This window comes from Cupriavidus sp. C2SS-8b, from assembly GCF_057073745.1.
On sequence record NZ_CP172716.1, the window covers coordinates 1,690,142 to 1,707,284 of the forward strand.

Sequence of the window (17,143 nt, forward strand, 5' to 3'; positions counted from 1 at the left end):
CTTTGGGGCGCCGGATTAGCGCGGACGACTCCACCTACTGCGCATCGGCCAGCGGCCCCCCCGTGCATCGCTTTGCTTATCTCTGTCGGAAACATCGTCGAACTCACCGCCGCCAAATAGCGTTGTAGATCAGTAACAAGCTTGACTTCTCCTCACGTCATTTCTAGGTTTATCTGTACTCAACGGCGTGCGTAGCGCACACGCTGCTGTGATAGACCATCCGGTCGGGGAGGGACGACGGTGAACCTGCACAGCAAGTCGATGCTTTGGGCGGCCATCTTCTGCTGTGTGGTGACTGCCAGTGGCTGCTCCAGGCTCAAAGCCGGCCACGTCGAGGATGAAGCGCAGCAGGCCGGCCGCAATGCCGAGTCATTCCGGCATGCGGCGGAAGACTACTTCCGCGAGATGGACCGCGGCGTGTCCCTGACCAGGGAAGAGATCCAGGGCCGCAACATGTGGATCGTGTGGACCGGTGGCAATGACCGGTTCTGGGACGCGATGACGAACTACACGTTCGGCGCCTTCGACCTGCTCAAGTCGATCAGCTCCCATCCAGGCCAGGGCTATTCGCGCGATAACCGCTGGGCCTACCTCGGCCTGCTCAACGAGCCATGCTTTACCAAGCCTGCAGGACCCGACCCGCAGCGTTTTGGCTTGTGGCTGGACAAGCGTAGCAAGGACTGTCCTGCGGACCCGTTTGAGAACGAGCAGGCCTACCCCGGCGTCAAGACCGGTGCGCGTGGCGCGACATTCTCGGATGGCCAGAAGCTCCCCGTTGGCTCCTACTATGGCTACCCGACCGGCATCGTGGGCCTGCGCCTGTTCCCCAATCCCGCCTTCGACGAAAAGGCGGCCAAGGCCTGGGACCCGGAGCGCTACTACACCGATCCGTCCTACTACAATCGCGCCGATCTCGTGCGGCCTTACCGGGTAGGCATGTCCTGCGGCTTCTGTCACATCGGCCCGAGCCCGATCCATCCGCCTGCCGATCCAGAGCACCCCCAGTGGGCCGATCTCAGCTCCACCGTCGGTGCGCAGTATATGTGGGTCGATCGGCTCTTCATCCACAACGCCTCCACGCCAGCGGGCAAGCAGAACTTCATGTTCCAGCTCGTCCATACGTTCCGACCGGGGGCGATGGACACCTCGCTGGTCTCGACCGACAACATCAACAACCCGCGCACGATGAATGCGCTCTACGACCTGATGGCGCGCATGGGCGTGGCCCGGCGGCTCGGACAGGAGACCATCGCCGGCGGCGAGAAGAACAACAAGCAGCTGAACGATTTCGTCCAGACCGGGGCGCTTTCGGAGTTCTACAAGGCGCCGGATACGGTCTGGACGCCGCACGTACTGAAGGACGGCGCCGATTCCGTCGGCGTACTCGGCGCACTGAATCGCGTCTACCTGAACATCGGGTTGTTCAGCGAGGAATGGCTGCTGCATTTCAATCCGATCCTCGGCGGCAAGTCGATCTCTCCGATCGAGATTGCGGTGGCGCAGAAGAATTCTTCCTACTGGCGTGCGACGGAGGCGGGCTCCTTCAACATGGCCGCGTTCCTGTTGAAATCGACGCCCGCCGACCACCTGGCCGACGCCCCCGGCGGCAAGGCCTACCTGGCCGATCCTGCAACGCCCGATGGTGCCAGCTTGTTGAACCGCGGCAAGACCGTGTTCGCGGAGACCTGCGCGCGCTGCCATTCGAGCAAGGGACCGCCGCCGCCAGCGGACCTGCAGATGCGCGACTGCGGCGGCGACAAGTACCTTGGTTGCGTCCAGCGCTATTGGAAATGGACCCAGACCGACGACTACAAGGCAAAGATGCGCGACATCGTCAGCGCGCCGGACTTCCTTGCCAACAACTACCTGTCGAGCGATGTGCGCGTGCCATCCACGCTGCTGCGCACGAATATCTGCAGCCCGCTGGCCACCAATGCGATCCGCGGCAATATCTGGGACAACTTCTCCTCGCAGACCTACAAGAGCCTGCCGTCGGTCGGCACCGTGACGCTGTACGACCCGTTCACCGCCGATCGCTGGCCCTACCGCATGCCGGCCGGTGGCCGCGGTTATACGCGGGTGCCGTCGCTGATCAGCATCTGGTCGACGGCGCCGTTCCTGCTCAACAATTCGCTCGGGCCATTCAGCAGCGATCCTTCCGTCAAAAGCCGCATGCAAGTCTTCGACGCATCGATCGAACAGCTGCTGTGGCCAGAAAAGCGCGCGCATGACACCGTGCTCGGCACGAAAGTCCCGGGCGTGATCGACCGCACCACGGAACGCAGCCAGATCACCATCCCGGTCGGCTTCGTGCCGGATGCGCTGCGGCCCATGGAGGACCTGCTCCACCGTTGGGTGCCCTGGCTGGTGGGCGAGAGCGGCGACGTGACCATCGGCCCGGCCCCGGCACGGATGCCGGTGAACCTGCTGGCGAACTTGCAGCCGCTGTCGGAGACATCCGACCCGATCGCCAAGGCTGACCACGCGGCCAAGGTGCTGAAGCTGCTGCTCAAGCTCAAGGGCGACCTCGCGTCAGTGCCGGACGGCGCAACCGACGATGACCTGCGCAAGATCTATGCGGATGTGGTCAAGCCGATGCTGTCGCTCAGCAAGTGCCCGGATTTCGTGGTCAACCGCGGCCACTACTTCGGCACCGCGGAGTTCAACAACCAGGACGGCCTGAGTGCCGACGAGCGGGCGTTCGGCAAGGAACCCGTGCTGAGCGATGACGACAAGCGGGCCTTGATCGCCTTCCTGAAGACGTTCTGACCATGCAAGGCCGACGACGTGGCGGGGGGCTATGTCTGGGCGAGATGAAACGGAATGGGACTACGTAGTCGTCGGGTCCGGCGCTGGCGGCGGTACGCTGGCCGCACGCCTGGCAGAGGCCGGCATGCGCGTGTGCGTGCTGGAAGCCGGCTGCGATGCGCGCGCGCATGAGATGTCGTGCATGCCCGAGGACTACGACGTGCCGGGCTTCCACGCGTGCGCCAGCGAGAACCCGGCCATGGCCTGGAACTTCTTCGTGCGCCACTATGCCGATGTCGCCCAGCAGCGCCGCGATCCCAAATGCGGGCCGTCGGGCGTGCTGTATCCGCGCGCGGGCACGCTCGGTGGCTGCACCGCGCACAACGCGCTGATCTTCGTGTATCCCCACGATGCGGACTGGGACTATATTGCCGACTTGACCGGCGACCCGTCCTGGACGGCAGCACGCATGCGCAGATATACCAAGCGCGTCGAGCAATGCCACCATCGGCCGTTGTGGAACCTGGCGCGACGCTTTGGCGTCGACCCCACACTGCACGGATGGGACGGGTGGCTGCACACCGAACGTGCGATGCCGCTGGAAGCGCTGGCAGACGATGCGCTGGTCCGCGTCATCATCGGCTCGATGGAACTGGCCGCGCGAAGCGTGCCGCGGCGCCTGCGCGCGTGGTTGCGGCTGATCCGCTGGCAGGGCGATCCCAATTCGCGGCTGTGGGGGCGGCGCTGCTTTCACGGCGTCTGCTACACGCCGCTGACCACGCAGCGCCATGCGCGCCACGGTACGCGCGAACGCCTGCTGGACGTGGCGCAGCGGCATCCGGCGCGGCTGCATATCGAAATGGACGCATTGGCCACGCGCGTCCTGTTCGATGACCAGGACAACGCCTGCGGCGTCGAATACCTGAAGGGCAGGCATCTCTATCAGGCCCATGCAAAGCCCAACGCAGAGGCTGGCGAGCGGTGCCAGGTCCGCGCGCGGCGCGAGGTCATTCTCGCGGGCGGCGCGTTCAACACGCCGCAGTTGCTGATGCTGTCCGGCATTGGGCCGGCCGACCATTTGCGCAAGCACGGCATTCCGGTACGCGTGGACGTGCCCGGCGTCGGCCGCAACCTGCAGGACCGCTATGAGATCGGTGTCGTGAACCGGATGTCGCGCTCCTGGGACGTGCTTCATGGCGTGAAGTTCGTGCGAGACGATGCGCCGTATCGCAGCTGGTTCGATGCGCGCGATGGCGTCTACACCACCAACGGCGTCGCGACGGCGGTGATTCGCCGTTCAGGCCGGCGCACGCCGGTGCCCGATATGTTCTGCATGGCGCTGCTGGAGCGCTTTGTCGGCTACTACCCCGGCTATTCCAAAGTCTTCGCGGAGCACGACAACATGCTGACGTGGGCGATCCTCAAGGCGCACACGCGCAACCGCGCCGGCATCGTTTCACTGCGTTCGGCCGATCCGCGCGACGTGCCCGATATCGACTTCCGGTATTTCGAGGAAGCGGATGATCCGAAGGGCGAGGACATGCGCGCGCTGATCGGCGCGATCCGCTTTGTGCGGGGCCTGGCCCAGCCGCTGGCGCAGCAGGGGTATATCGCGGAAGAAGAGCTGCCCGGCGCGCACGTCCAGAGCGATGAAGACCTGGCCGGCTATATCCGCGACAACGCGTGGGGCCATCATGCGTCGTGCTCGTGCCCCATCGGTGCACGGGCTTCGGGCGGTGTGCTGGACAGCCGTTTCGGCGTGCATGGCACGCGTCGGCTGCGTGTGGTGGATGCCTCGGCATTCCCGCGCATTCCGGGATTTTTTCCGGTAAGCGCCATCTACATGATGGCCGAAAAAGCTGCCGATGAACTGCTGGCCGCTGCACAGGCCATGCCTTGACCCCACCATGAAACGCAGAGCGTTCGTTTTCGGCGGTATCGGCGCAATCGGCGCGGCAGGCGCTTTGCTTGTCGGCTGGACCGTGCTGCCGGTGCGGCAGCGCCTGACCACGTCGGCGTCGCTGCCGACGCAAGGCACCGAGGTGGCGCTCAACGGATGGCTCAAGATCGACGCCGACAACAGCGTCACCATCATGATGTGCCGCTCGGAAATGGGGCAGGGCGTACATACCGGTCTGGCGATGATCCTCGCCGAGGAACTCGATGCCGACTGGAGCCGCGTGCGCGTGGATAATGCGCCCCCCGACAAGATCTTCAACAACCTTCAGGTCGTGGTGGATGGGCTGCCTTTTCATCCGGACGATCATCGCCTGATCCGCCGCTATGCGGACCATGTCACGCGCAAGCTGATGCGCGAGATCGGCGAGATTGCCACGGGCGGATCCTCCGGTCTCAGCGACCTGTGGATGCCCATGCGCGAGGCTGGAGCTTCGGCACGCGCCATGCTTGTGTCCGCGGCGGCGCAGCGCTGGCGCGTGACCGAATCGGAATGCCGCACGGATGGCGGCAAGGTCCTGCATGGCTCAGGACGTTCCCTGACATTCGGCGAGCTGGTTGCCGATGCCGCGCGCCAGCCGATACCGGACAAGGTCCCGCTCAAGGCGCCGTCCGCATTCCGTCTGATTGGCCGCCCGTTGCACAGGCTCGATGCGGCGGCAAAGACCAATGGTTCGGCGCGCTTTGGCATCGATGCCTTGCCACCTGGACTGCTGTACGCGAGCGTGCTGATGTGCCCGACCGTCGGCGGCCGCGTCAAGCATGCCGACGTCAGTGCCGCCCTGGCGCAACGCGGCGTTGTGAAGGCGTTCGTGGTGCCGCCGTTCAACGGCGGCACGGGTGGCGTGGCGGTGATTGCCGACAATGCGTTCCGCGCGATGCAGGCGCTGGAAGCGTTGAAGGTCGACTGGGACCCTGGACCGGCAGCGGGCGCATCGAGCGCCAGGCTGACGGCGCGCATCGCCGCGGCACTGGATCGCGATGATGGCCATGAATACTATGCGCGTGGCGATGTCGACGAGGTACTGCGCAGCGCCGCGAAGGTGATCAGCGCCGAGTATCGCGCGCCCTATCTTGCGCACGGCGCCGTCGAGCCGATCAATTGCACGGTCCAGTACGAGGACCATGCGGCAACGGTGTGGGTCTCGACCCAGGTGCCCGGCATTGCCCGCGCCCATGCCGCAAAAGTCCTTGGCCTGCGGCCCGACCAGGTCAACCTGCAGGTCATGATGCTGGGTGGCGGTTTCGGCCGGCGCCTCGAGGCGGACTTCGTTTCGCAGGCGGCCGCGATCGCGCGCGAGGCCAAGGGGCGGCCGGTGCAGACCATCTGGACGCGCTCGCAAGACATGACGCACGACTTTTACCGGCCGGCTTGCGTGGCACGGTTGCGGGCCGGCCTCGATCGCGAAGGGCGGGTCGTGGGCTGGCAGGCCCGTTCGGCAGGGCAGGCCATCGTACCGGAGATGCTGGCGCGCGACTTCGGCTTCCCGCGCATTCCTGTCGACAAGACCGTCGCGGAAGGTGCCTACGACCAGCCCTATGCATGGCCGGCGGCCCGCGTTTCCCATGCGAATGTCGAGCTGCCTATTCCAGTCGGCTTCTGGCGCTCGGTCGGCCACTCGCACCAGGCATTTTTCACGGAGTGCTTTCTCGATGAGTTGGCGGTGGCGGCGGGCAAGGACCCGGTTGCGTTTCGCGCGGCCCTGCTCGGCGAGCATCCGCGTCACCTTGCCGTGCTGCAGCGCGTGGCAGCGTTGTCGGGCTGGAACCAGCCGATGGCGCGCGCGGCCGACGGTATCGCGCGCGCACGCGGCGTGGCGCTGCACCAGTCGTACGGAAGCATCGTCGGGCAGGTGGCAGAGGTCTCTGTCGCGCGGGACAAGACCATCCGCGTCCATCGCGTGTACTGCGTGATCGATTGCGGTACGCCGGTGAATCCGAACATGATCCGCCAGCAGGCCGAGAGCGGCATCCACTTCGGCTTGTCGGCGGCGCTGCTCCAGGAAATCACCTTTTTGGATGGCGTCGTGCAGCAGAAAAATTTCCATGACTTCCCGGTGGTGCGCATGGCGGATTGCCCGGCGATCCAGACCGAGATCATCGCCAGCGCCGAGGCCCCGCAGGGCACTGGGGAAGTCTGCACACCACCCATTGCGCCGGCAGTCGCCAACGCGCTGTACGCATTGACCGGCCAGCGGCTGCGCGCGCTGCCGCTGAAGCTCGCCTAGCCGAGGAGGACAACCATGGCGACCCTGAACATAAACGGCAAGCCGGTCAGCGTGGACGCGGAGCCCGAGATGCCACTGCTCTGGATACTGCGTTGCGGCCTGGCGCTGACGGGAACCAAGTTCGGCTGCGGCGTGGGCATCTGCGGCGCGTGCACCGTGCATGTCGATGGCAAGGCCGAACTCGCCTGCCAGCTGACTTTGTCGAAGCTGGGCCCGGCCATGAAGATCACGACCATCGAAGGCGTGCGGGGCAAGGAGATCGACGCCGTCAGGGCGGCGTGGCTCGATGTCGACGTGGTCCAGTGCGGTTACTGCCAGAGCGCGCAGATCATGGCCGCTTGCGCGCTGCTCAAGGCGAGGCCGAAGCCCACCGATGCGGACATCGACGCGGCGCTCGGGAACATCGTCTGCCGCTGCGGCACGTATCCGCGCATCCGCGCGGCGATCCACCAGGCCGCCGGGCAGGGGCCGCGCGGGTAGGGGTTCAACCCGGGCTGAGTTGTGCCGTTGCCGACTGTCCTGGCTTGCGCAACATTTTGTCGACTTCGCCGGCATGCAGTTCCTCGACCTGGATCTGCTGGCGCGCATATTCCTCCAGCGCGACCGAACGGCCTTCGACCAGGCCCAGCAGTTCGCGGTACAGCTGCAGCGCAAGCGTCTCTGTCGCAAGGGATTCGCGCAAGATCGAAGCGATATCAAACGTATGGCTGTCCAGCAGCTTGCCGATGCCGAGCGACGGGTAGGCGCCCAGGGTCGTGATCCATTCGCCGGCCAGGTGGGCATGCAGCAACGATTCGTTAGCCTGCTCGCGCAGCCACGACACGATCGGGATGCGCCCGAAGCCGAACACGAGGAATGAATAGTGGGTGTAGCGCACCACGCCGGCGAGCTCGGCTTCGAGTATCCGGTTCAGCACGCCGACGACTTTGTCCTTTTCGAGTTCCGTCATGGCAATCCTTCCTGCAGCGTGGTATCAGTGGGGACTATGCAGCGACAGCGGGTGGCGGCCGTTTCGATGCCCCCGCCGGGCGGGCTGTTTCATTCTAGTCGGCGGGCGTACACTGTCCGGCGTTTCTCGCCTCCGGGTGGCTCGCGTGCCTCACCCGAACGGGGCGAAACGGTCCTGTCCTGAATGTTGGAAGCAGCGAATGCGAAAGGGGAAATGATCCCCACCTTAGGTTTTTTCTTGCTCGGCCATGAAGTAAACCTATTTCCGCCTCGAGTGGAGAACCAGTACTCTATCCGGGCCAGCGCCTGGACCTGAAGGCCGGGCCGTGCGGTTGCGCGCAAATCATCTGGATGCAAACGAAGCAAGGGGAACACATGTCGACTGAAGCGAAGTGTCCGTTCAATCACGCCGCCGGCTCGGGGACATCGAACCGTGATTGGTGGCCGAACCAGCTGAACCTGAGCATCCTGCGCCAGCATTCGTCGCTGGCCGATCCCATGGAAAAGGGATTCAACTACGCCGAGGCATTCAAGAGCCTGGACCTGGCGGCCGTGAAGAAGGATCTCACCGCGCTAATGACTGACTCGCAGGACTGGTGGCCCGCGGACTTCGGCCACTACGGCGGTCTCTTCATCCGCATGGCATGGCATGCCGCCGGCACGTACCGTACGGGCGACGGCCGGGGCGGCGCGGGCTCGGGACAGCAGCGCTTTGCACCGCTGAACAGCTGGCCCGACAACGTCAACCTGGACAAGGCGCGCCGGCTGCTGTGGCCGATCAAGCAGAAATACGGCAAGAAGATTTCGTGGGCCGACCTGATCGTATTGACCGGCAACGTCGCGCTGGAATCGATGGGCTTCAAGACCTTCGGTTTCGGTGGCGGGCGCCAGGATGTCTGGGAACCGGACCAGGATGTCTACTGGGGATCCGAAAGCACGTGGCTGGCCGACAAGCGCTACTCCGGCGAGCGCGACCTGGAAAACCCGCTGGCGGCCGTGCAGATGGGGCTGATCTACGTGAACCCGGAAGGCCCGAATGGCAACCCGGATCCGGCCGCGGCCGCCGTGGATATCCGCGAGACCTTTGCGCGCATGGCCATGAACGATGAGGAGACCGTTGCCCTCATCGCTGGCGGCCACACCTTCGGCAAGACGCACGGTGCCGGCCCGGCCTCCCACGTGGGCCCGGAGCCTGAAGCCGCCGGGCTCGAAGCGCAGGGCCTGGGCTGGCATAGCAGTTATGGTTCCGGCAAGGGCGGCGACGCCATCACCAGCGGCCTGGAGGTCATCTGGACCAGCACGCCGACCCGGTGGAGCAACAATTTCTTCTGGAACCTGTTCGGCTATGACTGGGAACTGACGAAGAGCCCGGCCGGTGCCCACCAATGGAAGCCCAAGGGCGATGCGGGGGCCAATTCGATTCCCGACCCGCACGATCCGTCCCGGCGCCGTGGCCCGACCATGCTGACCACCGACCTTTCGCTGCGCGTGGATCCGGCCTACGAAAAGATCTCGCGGCGCTTCCACGAGAACCCCGACCAGTTCGCCGACGCCTTCGCCCGCGCATGGTTCAAGCTGACGCACCGCGACATGGGCCCGCGTTCGCGCTACCTGGGTCCCGAGGTCCCGGCCGAGGAACTGATCTGGCAGGATCCGATCCCCGCCGTGGATCACGTGCTGATCGACGAGCAGGACATAGCCGCGCTCAAGGGCAAGATCCTGGCTTCGGGCGTACCGGTGTCACAGCTGGTATCGGCGGCCTGGGCTTCGGCGTCGACGTTCCGTGGCTCCGACAAGCGCGGCGGTGCCAATGGCGCGCGCCTGCGCCTGGCGCCGCAGAAGGATTGGGAGGTGAACCAGCCGGCCCAACTCTCCCAGGTGCTGGAGACCCTGGAGGGTATCCGCAACGAGTTCAATGGCACGCAGAGCGGCGGCAAGAAGGTGTCGCTGGCCGACCTGATCGTGCTGGCTGGTTGCGCCGGCATCGAGCAGGCGGCGAAGAAGGGCGGCAACGACGTGAAGGTCCCGTTCACGCCGGGGCGCATGGACGCGTCGCAAGAGCAGACCGACGTGCAGTCGTTCAGCGTGATGGAGCCGATTGCCGATGGTTTCCGCAATTACCTGAAGGGCACGTACGCGATCCCGGCCGAGACGCTGCTGATCGACAAGGCGCAATTGCTGACCCTGACAGTGCCGGAACTGACCGTGCTGGTCGGCGGCATGCGCGCGCTGAACGCGAACGTCGGACAAACGCAGCACGGTGTTTTCACCGACCGCCCGGAAACGCTGACCAACGACTTCTTCATCAACCTGCTCGACATGGGCACGGAGTGGAAGCCGGTAGCGGACAGCAAGGACGTGTTCGAAGGCTACGATCGCGCAACGGGCAAGCTGAAATGGACCGGCACGCGTGTCGACCTGGTCTTCGGCTCCAACTCGCAACTGCGCGCGGTGGCCGAAGTCTATGGCTGCTCGGATTCCAGCGAGAAGTTCGTCCGGGACTTTGTCGCAGCCTGGAACAAGGTGATGAACCTGGACCGCTTCGAGGTCGCCAACCGCTGAGCGTCGGCTGACGACACAACGCGTAGCCAGGGGCCGGTCGCAAGACCGGCCGTTTTCTTGTGGGCGCCAGGCACCGCATGGCTGTTGCGTGCCTGACACGAACGATGGATAGGCGAAATCACCTTGGCAACGCATAATTGCCACGTCGATCGAATCGTCACATGGCGGTTTCGCAGAGGAGACCCGTATGCCGCAGGTTCCCGCATCCGAAATGACGACCCATCAAGGCTCGCCTGGCACCGGGAGCCGAACCGGGCCCCAGGCGTCCTGCGTCTTGCGCTGGTCTCCTGACCGGCCAGGCCGACACCTGGACGGCATCGCTGCAACAGCCTGCCTCTGACCATGGCACAGCGGGCCGCGCTGCATTGCCGGCTGCTGGCGGTGGCATTGCTGCTTGGCGGATGCGCGCGGCTGGGTCCGGACTTCCAGGCACAGCGTGAGAGCTGGACCGAACAATGGAGCACAGCCGCACTCGAGCAGGCCACGCAGCCGCGGCAGCAGCCGGACCTGAGCCAGTGGTGGCAGGTTTTCAACGACCCCGTCCTGGAACGACTGATTGCCGAGGCCGATGCCAACAACGCCGGCGTCAGGATCGCCGGACTACGCGTGGTCGAGGCCCGGGCGCAGCTGGGCATTGCACAGGCCGGCCGTTACCCGCAGGTCCAGCAGGCCAGCGCGGAAGCGCTCTATGTCCATAGCCGGCCGTCCGGGGGCGTCCAGCCCACCCGTGTCTGGCAGTACAGCGCCGGCGTGGACGTAGGCTGGGAACTGGACTTCTGGGGACGCTTCAGTCGCGCGATCGAATCGGCGGATGCGGCCTATTTTGCCTCGCGGGCGACCTATGAGGACGTGCTGGTGCTGCTGCATGCGCAACTGGCCCAGACCTACTTCACCTTGCGTGCCGCACAAGCGCGGCTGCACATCGCCCGGGAAAACGCCCGGCTGCAGAAGCGCAGCTTCGAAATCACCGAGCGCCTGTTCAAGGGCGGCGAGAGCGATGAGCTCGACCTCCAGCAGGCCAAGACTCAGTACCTCGGCACGCTGAGCAGCATCCCGGAACTCGAGGGCCAGATCCTGCATGCGCGCAATGCGCTCGCGATCCTGATCGGCCGGCCGCCAGCGCCCATGCATGCCTTGCTCGATATGCCCGAGAAGGAAGGCATCGTGCCGCTGATCGACCGCGCCGTGCTGCAGGATGTCCCGGCCAACCTGCTGTTGCGCCGCCCGGATATCCGCGCCGCCGAGCTGCAGGTGGCCGCGCAATCGGCGCTGATCGGCGTGGCGAAGGCAGATCTCTATCCATCATTGACGCTGCTCGGCAACATCGGCTGGTCGGCCAGCTCGCTGCCCGGCACGCCGAACGGCTTCGTGGTGATAGCGGGGCCGAGCCTGCGCTGGAACATTCTCGATTACGGACGCATCCGCAACAACGTGCGCATCCAGGATGCCCGCCTGCAGCAGCTGATCGTGTCCTACCAGGACAGCGTGCGCCAGGCCGCGCGCGAAGCGGACGATGCCGCCAGCGGGCTGATCAAGGCGCTGGAGCGCGAGGCGATCCTGGGGGAGGCGTCAACGGCCGCCAACCGCTCGCTGACCCTGGCCAATGCCCTGTTCCGCGAGGGGTACTCGGATTTCCAGCGCGTGCTGGACGCCCAGCGCGCGCTGTTTGCCCAGCAGGATGCCTACCTCGTCAACCGCAGCGCGGCGGTGGGGAATCTCATCGCCTTGTACAAGGCGCTCGGCGGGGGCTGGCAAACCGGGCAGCCGCTCGTCGATGCGGCAACGCGCCAGCAGATGGAGCAACGCACTGACTGGGGCCGACTGATCGAAGAGGCAACGAGCGAGCCAGCCGGCAAACGCGCATCCGTGCAAGGAGACAGACCTGATGAGTGACGCCGCTGCACCGACTCCGGCACCGCCGCCGCCATCGGCGGACCCCGCGCGCAAGGGCGTCAGGTGGGTGGCGGCGCTGATCGTGCTGAGCCTGGCGTGGTACCTGTTCGCGGATCGCCTTACGCCCTATACGCAACAGGCGCGCATACAGGCCTTCGTCGTTCCGGTGGCGTCGGAGGTATCGGGCCGCGTGACGCGCGTGCTGGTGCGCAACAACCAGGACGTGCAGGCCGGCACGGTCCTGTTCGAGGTCGATCCGCAGCACTACCGCATCGCGGCGGACCGGGCGGGCGCGGACCTGGAATCGATGCGCCGGCAGATCGGCGCCAGCACCGCGGGCATCGCGTCGGCACAGGCCGCGCTGCGTGCCGCCCAGGCCAACGAGGTCAAGGCACGCCAGGATAGCGATCGCCTGGAACGCCTGTACAGCGAGGATCCCGGCACCGTATCGTTGCGGCGACTGGAGGTGGCGCGGGCCACCCACACCCAGGCCACCAGCCAGGTCGATGCGGCCCGGGCCGAGGTCGAACGCGCGCGCGAGCAGCAGGGCGGCAGCGAAGAGGACAACGCCAAACTGCGCAGTGCCGCTGCGACGCTGGAGAAGGCCGAGCTCGACCTTGCCAACGCGCATGTGCGCGCACGCACCGCCGGCCTGATCACCGACCTGCGCACGGAAGCCGGTCAGTACGCCGCTGCCGGCAATCCGGTCATGACGCTGATTGCGATCCATGACCTCTGGATCAGCGCGGACATGACCGAGAACAATCTTGGCCGCGTCGAAGCCGGGACGCCGGTCGGGATCGTGCTGGACGCCTTGCCGGGGCGGGTGCTTGCGGGCCGCGTGCGCAGCGTCGGCTACGGCGTCAGCGCGGGGCAGAGTCCGCCGCCGGGCAGCCTGCCCACGATCCAGAACAGCCGCGACTGGCTGCGTCCGGCGCAGCGCTTCCCGGTGATCGTCGAGATCGACAAGGGCGAACTGGAGACGCTCAAGGGCATTCGCGTGGGCGGGCAGGCCGAGGTCATGGCGTTCCCGACCGAGGGCAACGTCCTCAATCCGCTCGGCCGCCTGTTCCTGCGCGTGATGAGCTGGCTGTCCTATGTCTACTGACGGCGGCGTGGCAGGTGCGGTCGCTATCGCGATGCGCGGGCGTCGGGCGCTGCGGCTGGCGCTTGGCACCGCGCTCTGCCTTGCCACCAGCTACGGGCTGAACTGGCCCATCCCGATGGTGGCCCCCGTGCTGGGCGCGTTCGTGCTGGCATCGCTCGACCGGCCGTTGCCGGCAAAGGCTGCCGTGGGGCTGGCCTTGGTGGCCATGCTGGCCACCGGCAGCGGCCTGCTGGTGGTGCCGTTCCTGAGCCAGTACCCGTTCAGCGGGGTGCTGATCACCGGCCTCGGACTGTTCCTGGCCTTTCGCTATGGCTTGCGGGGCGGCAACAGCCTGGTCGGCACGTTCCTGGCGGCTGGCCTGACCATGGTTTCGGTGGCGGGGACCGCGGACATCGGCCTGGCCCTGACCGTGGTGGCCGCGCTCGTCAAAGGGTTGCTGCTTGCGGTGACGGTCCTGGCGCTGTGTTTCTGGCTGATTCCCGAGCCGGCGGCCGGGCCTGCGCAACGGCGTCCGCCGGCGGTGTCGCAAAGCACCGCCGACTGGATGGCGCTGCGCGCGGCGCTCGTGGTCATGCCGCCTGTCCTGCTGGCGCTGGGGGATCCGGCGGCCTATATGCCAATCCTCATGAAGGCGGTCAGCCTGGGGCGGCAAAGCTGCACGACGGCGCGCGGCGCCGCACGCGAGCTGATTGGTTCCACGCTGCTCGGCGGACTGCTGGCCGTCCTGTTCTGGTGGGCCTTGGGCCTGTTCGTGCATCTGTGGATGTACTTTCTCTGGATGTTCCTGTTCTCGTTGCTGCTGGCGCGCAAGCTCTTTGCCGGACCTGCCGGCGGGCTTTCACCGGGCTTCTGGCTCAACACCCTGGTGACGCTGATCATCCTGCTGGGCCAGTCGGTGGAGGACAGCGCGGCCGGGAAGGACGTCTACCATGCCTTCGCGGTCCGCATGGGCCTGTTCATCGGGGTCACGCTGTATGCCTGCCTGATGCTGGAACTGCTAGAGCAACGTAGTCCCGCATCGTCCTCGACGCCCTGACAAGGAAAGTCCGCCATGCGCCTCCATCTGCTGGTCGCAGCCCCGGTCATGCTGGCGTGCCTGCTGCTGCAAGCGTGGGTCGTGGCCGTGTGCCTGCGCCGCTATGCCCGCTTTCGCAACGACTGGCAGGGTCGCGAACCACTCTGGCTGGATGTCGCCATGCTGTCGGCGATCATGCTGGTCACGCTGCTCGGCAATTTTGCCCAGGTGATGGTCTGGGCGGCATTGTTCATGCTGCTCGGCGAGTTCTCGGAGTTCGGGAAGGCTCTCTACCATTCGGCGGTGAACTTCTCGACCCTTGGCTATGGCGACGTTGTCATGACAGAGCGCTGGCGCCTGCTTGGTCCGATCGAGGCCGCCCAGGGCATCCTGATGTTTGGCGTATCGACGGCGGTCATGACCGCCGCAGTGCTCGATGTCGTCAAGAACAGCGTGGCAAGGCTCAAGCAAGAAGAGACGACATAGGGTCGAATAGCGCGACGTCGGCCGCGCCCGTTCAAACGGAATCTAAAGACAAGGCAACCATTGCCGATAACCACTGACATAGCGAAATCCTGAGTCTCGCTGAGTCTCGCTGAGTCTCGTTAACGCGACCACATGCGACCACATAGCCGCCGCATATCCATAGATGAGGGCTTTGTCTACCCCCCGGCTATTGAAACGAGAGAATTAGGTTGTGAATGTCAATGGCATGACGGGTTTTCAAGCGCGACCCCGGGTAGCCGTAATAGAATTGGCTTCCCGTCGATTCATCCAAGTCGGCAAGTCGTGTTTTTGAACCATTAATGCTGTCTTTTTTACCGGGTTCCCTCGCGGTACCGCCGGCCCCCGGGGATCGGCAAGGCGCGATCGCCAAACAGGCTAGGCCAAAGACCACATGACGTCGTCCACGTTTGATGCTGTTCAGGCAGGCAACGCACGGGAACCGAACCGTTCCGGCAGCGTTGCGGGAGCGATGGCTCCTGCCGGAAGCAGGGATGCCTGGGCGCTGCTGGAAGCATGGGGCGGACTGGCGCTGCAGGTCAGCGAAACCGGCAATATCCTCCAGGCCACGAATGCTTCGGCCGATCTGCTGGCGTTTCCGCGAGAGTACCTGCTGCGTGCCTCGCTCAAGGACATTGTCGCCTTTGACGAACGCGAGCGCGCTGCCCAACTGCTGCAAGCCTGTTTCCGCGACGGTCTTCCCAAACAGGCCGAGATCCGATTTGCCAACGCCATTACCGGCACGCGCTGTATCGATCTGCGCATTTGCCGACATGCTGGCACGGATGGCCGGACATCAATACTCCTGTTTGGCGCCGACGTCACCAAATGGGCCCAGAAACTCGCCCGACTGACCGAACAATCGCTCACCGACCCGCTCACCGGTGTCGGTAATCGGGGGCTGATCCGCAATCGGGTGGACGCGTATTTCACCGGCGATGCCACGCAGCGCGGCCGCTTTGCGATTGCGCTGATGGACCTGGATGGGTTCAAGAAGGTCAACGATTCGCTCGGCCACGAGGTCGGCGACATCCTGTTGAAAGAACTTAGCCTGCGACTTGCGGGGACGCTACGCACCCGCGACACCGTTGCGCGCCTGGGGGGCGACGAATTCGTGGTCCTGCTCGACGACGTGACTACGGAACAGGCGGCAATGGGCGTGCTCGAACAGATCATGCGAGTCTGCCGGCAGCCATTCCACCTGGCCGGCTGCCAGGTGCGTGTCACGACCAGTATCGGGCTGGCCTTCGCCACGGGCGAGCGGGAAACCGAGGCGCAGTTGCTGCGGCGGGCGGACCGGGCCATGTATGAGGCCAAGGCGCAGGGCAACAACCGCTATTGCCTGTACTCGCCGGAACTGGATCACCGGCTGAACGAGCAGTTCCGCATCGAGCAGGACCTGTTCGAGGCGGTCCTCAACGGAGAACTGTTCTTGCATTACCAGCCGATCTTCCGGGTCGGCCTGGACACCGTTTGCGCAGTCGAGGCGCTGATGCGATGGGAGCATTGCGAGGGCGCCATCTCGCCCGAGATTTTCGTGCCGCTGGCCGAGAGCAACGGACTGATCAATCATCTTGGCGCCTGGGCGGTACGCTGCGCGTGCGCGCAGCTCGCCGCGTGGGACGCTAACGGGGTGGAGCTTGGCTACGTGTCGGTCAACGTGTCGCCAGTGCAGTTCAGGCATCCGGGCTTTGTCGACAGCGTGCGCAGCGCGATCCGCGATACCGGCATCGACCCGCACCGGCTGGTGCTCGAGATCACCGAAGGCGCGCTGATGACGGACCCGAAGGGGGCGGGGAATCTGCTGACCGAACTCAGGGCACTCGGTATCCGCTTTGCGGTCGATGACTTTGGCACCGGCTATTCCAGCCTGTCCTATCTGCGCAGGTTTCCGCTGTCGGCACTGAAGATCGACCGCAGCTTTGTCGCGGACATGGTGGATTCCCCGCACGCCCAAACCATTGTTTTCGCCGTACTGTCGCTGGCGCGGGAACTCGGGCTGGTGGCCATTGCGGAAGGCGTCGAGACTGACGCGCAATGCGATCTGTTGGCGGCCCAGCGCTGCGAGCTGGCACAAGGCTGGCGCTTCGCCCGGGCGATGGCCCCCAATGATTTCGAGGACGCTGTCCGCGCAGGCAAGTTCCGCATCGACGCCGAGGACGCACTGTCCGCGTAATCGAG

The 17,143-nt window shown here is 65.4% G+C and carries 11 protein-coding genes; 10 read left to right on the forward strand and 1 reads right to left on the reverse strand.

The features are described 5' to 3' along the window. Positions 1-240 precede the first annotated feature (240 nt). The 4 genes from ACIGJB_RS07760 to ACIGJB_RS07775 are packed head-to-tail and all read left to right on the forward strand — an operon-like array spanning position 241 to position 7,412. Positions 241-2,769 carry a hypothetical protein gene (locus tag ACIGJB_RS07760; RefSeq protein ID WP_483732111.1) on the forward strand — a complete coding sequence of 843 codons (2,529 nt, stop codon included), beginning with the start codon at positions 241-243 and terminating at the stop codon, positions 2,767-2,769. Positions 2,770-2,800: 31 nt separating this feature from the next. Further along, positions 2,801-4,648: a GMC family oxidoreductase gene (locus ACIGJB_RS07765; protein WP_483732112.1), complete on the forward strand. Its 1,848-nt coding sequence runs from the start codon at positions 2,801-2,803 to the stop codon at positions 4,646-4,648. Between the two features lie 7 nt (positions 4,649-4,655). Next, positions 4,656-6,932, forward strand: a complete 2,277-nt coding sequence (locus ACIGJB_RS07770) for a xanthine dehydrogenase family protein molybdopterin-binding subunit (protein WP_483732113.1) — start codon at positions 4,656-4,658, stop codon at positions 6,930-6,932. A 15-nt stretch (positions 6,933-6,947) separates the two neighbouring features. Beyond that, positions 6,948-7,412: a (2Fe-2S)-binding protein gene (locus ACIGJB_RS07775; protein WP_483732114.1), complete on the forward strand. Its 465-nt coding sequence runs from the start codon at positions 6,948-6,950 to the stop codon at positions 7,410-7,412. Between the two features lie 4 nt (positions 7,413-7,416). Here ACIGJB_RS07775 and ACIGJB_RS07780 read toward each other — a convergent pair whose 3' ends face one another. Next, positions 7,417-7,881, reverse strand: coding sequence for a ferritin-like domain-containing protein (locus tag ACIGJB_RS07780; protein WP_483732115.1), 465 nt, complete (start codon positions 7,879-7,881; stop codon positions 7,417-7,419). A gap of 374 nt (positions 7,882-8,255) precedes the next feature. Here ACIGJB_RS07780 and katG point away from each other — a divergent pair, with 374 nt between their 5' ends. The 6 genes from katG to ACIGJB_RS07810 all read left to right on the forward strand — a co-directional run bounded on the left by katG (position 8,256) and on the right by ACIGJB_RS07810 (position 17,138). Further along, on the forward strand, positions 8,256-10,442 hold the full coding sequence (gene katG / locus ACIGJB_RS07785; RefSeq protein ID WP_483732116.1) for a catalase/peroxidase HPI: 2,187 nt from the start codon (positions 8,256-8,258) through the stop codon (positions 10,440-10,442). Positions 10,443-10,784: 342 nt separating this feature from the next. Further along, complete coding sequence (locus ACIGJB_RS07790) at positions 10,785-12,335, forward strand: TolC family protein (RefSeq protein ID WP_483732117.1); 1,551 nt, start codon at positions 10,785-10,787, stop codon at positions 12,333-12,335. Further along, positions 12,328-13,443, forward strand: a complete 1,116-nt coding sequence (locus ACIGJB_RS07795; RefSeq protein ID WP_483732118.1) for an HlyD family secretion protein — start codon at positions 12,328-12,330, stop codon at positions 13,441-13,443. The genes ACIGJB_RS07790 and ACIGJB_RS07795 overlap by 8 nt, the downstream gene beginning before the upstream one ends. Next, positions 13,433-14,479: a DUF2955 domain-containing protein gene (locus tag ACIGJB_RS07800; protein WP_483732119.1), complete on the forward strand. Its 1,047-nt coding sequence runs from the start codon at positions 13,433-13,435 to the stop codon at positions 14,477-14,479. Before ACIGJB_RS07795 ends, ACIGJB_RS07800 begins: the two co-directional genes overlap by 11 nt. Before the next feature lie 15 nt (positions 14,480-14,494). Beyond that, the gene (locus ACIGJB_RS07805; protein WP_483732120.1) at positions 14,495-14,944 is read left to right on the forward strand and encodes a potassium channel family protein; all 450 of its coding nucleotides are present in this window, start codon (positions 14,495-14,497) and stop codon (positions 14,942-14,944) included. A gap of 490 nt (positions 14,945-15,434) precedes the next feature. After that, positions 15,435-17,138 (forward strand): putative bifunctional diguanylate cyclase/phosphodiesterase, encoded by a 1,704-nt coding sequence (locus ACIGJB_RS07810; protein ID WP_483732121.1) that lies wholly within the window; start codon positions 15,435-15,437, stop codon positions 17,136-17,138. Positions 17,139-17,143: the final 5 nt, after the last annotated feature.

Coding starts and splice junctions, on each gene's coding strand:
- ACIGJB_RS07800 (WP_483732119.1), top strand. CDS start 13,433: ATGTCTACTGACGGCGGCGTGGCAGGTGCGGTCGCTATCGCGATGCGC.
- ACIGJB_RS07795 (WP_483732118.1), top strand. CDS start 12,328: ATGAGTGACGCCGCTGCACCGACTCCGGCACCGCCGCCGCCATCGGCG.
- katG (WP_483732116.1), top strand. CDS start 8,256: ATGTCGACTGAAGCGAAGTGTCCGTTCAATCACGCCGCCGGCTCGGGG.
- ACIGJB_RS07765 (WP_483732112.1), top strand. CDS start 2,801: ATGTCTGGGCGAGATGAAACGGAATGGGACTACGTAGTCGTCGGGTCC.
- ACIGJB_RS07805 (WP_483732120.1), top strand. CDS start 14,495: ATGCGCCTCCATCTGCTGGTCGCAGCCCCGGTCATGCTGGCGTGCCTG.
- ACIGJB_RS07810 (WP_483732121.1), top strand. CDS start 15,435: ATGGCTCCTGCCGGAAGCAGGGATGCCTGGGCGCTGCTGGAAGCATGG.
- ACIGJB_RS07780 (WP_483732115.1), bottom strand. CDS start 7,881: ATGACGGAACTCGAAAAGGACAAAGTCGTCGGCGTGCTGAACCGGATA.
- ACIGJB_RS07790 (WP_483732117.1), top strand. CDS start 10,785: ATGGCACAGCGGGCCGCGCTGCATTGCCGGCTGCTGGCGGTGGCATTG.
- ACIGJB_RS07775 (WP_483732114.1), top strand. CDS start 6,948: ATGGCGACCCTGAACATAAACGGCAAGCCGGTCAGCGTGGACGCGGAG.
- ACIGJB_RS07770 (WP_483732113.1), top strand. CDS start 4,656: ATGAAACGCAGAGCGTTCGTTTTCGGCGGTATCGGCGCAATCGGCGCG.